The following is an 888-nucleotide window of genomic DNA, read 5'->3' on the forward strand; positions in this document are numbered from 1 at the left end:
GTGAGTCAATGCTGGAAGCAACAGAAGATGGTCGTTATCCGGGCTGTCCGGTATTTGCCTGCATGGAATTGCCGGAAGGCGCAGTAGTTGAACTGCAGCCGGGTGAGATGTTCGTGATGACAGACATCATTGATGGTAAACCGCAGTATTCGCGTATTGAAATGAATGGTAAGAGTGCTCGCCTGATTCGTGAGTAACAGGCATTACAGCAGCCCTTCTGTGTGAGGGGTTGCGATAATGCAGGTGTTAGAACGCGTAAATGATAATTACTCCCATTTCAACGGGTCCTTTCTGGAACCTGAAACACCGAGGGTCTGGGGACGCGCAAAAACGCGCTATTTATGAAAATTTTCAGGGAAAAAGCAGATCCGTTCTTCTTCTGGCTAACCTGTTGTTTAATAGAGTTTTCTTAAAAAAAAGAAAGGATCTGGCAGCGGTGATTTTTCGCTGAAAAAAGCGTTTTGAGATCCTTTCTTCTTTTTGTGAGGAATATGTGCCGTGAAGGTTAACAAAAAGAAACTGGCGGAAATTTTTGAGTGCGATGTCAGAACAATCACTGGCTGGCAAAGTCAGGGGCTGAGAGTTTTGTCGGGGGGAGGCAAAGGTATTGAAGCCATGTTCAATACTGCAGAAGCCATTGAGTGGTATGCGCAGCGGGAAAAAGATATCGAAAACGAAAAGCTCCGCAAAGAACTGGAAGATTTGCGTGCGACTGCAGAATCAGATTTACAACCCGGCACCATTGACTATGAACGCTACCGGTTAACCAAAGCACAGGCTGACGCACAGGAGCTGAAAAATGCCCGTGAAGAAGGGCTGGTGCTGGAAACGGAATTGTTTACCTTCATTCTGCAACGTGTGGCACAGGAGATTTCGGGGATACTTGTA

At 46.5% G+C, this 888-nt stretch carries 1 protein-coding gene and 1 pseudogene; both read left to right on the forward strand.

Features of this window, described 5'->3' with window-relative positions:
- Positions 1 to 197 (forward strand): annotated as a pseudogene (locus EQY_RS0121395) (hypothetical protein); the annotation flags it as partial.
- Positions 198 to 498: 301 nt separating this feature from the next.
- Positions 499 to 888 (forward strand): terminase small subunit (locus tag EQY_RS0121405; protein ID WP_000867486.1); only part of this gene is annotated, 390 nt, incomplete at its 3' end.

Source organism: Escherichia sp. TW14182, assembly GCF_000208525.1.
Classification (GTDB): Bacteria; Pseudomonadota; Gammaproteobacteria; order Enterobacterales; family Enterobacteriaceae; genus Escherichia; species Escherichia ruysiae.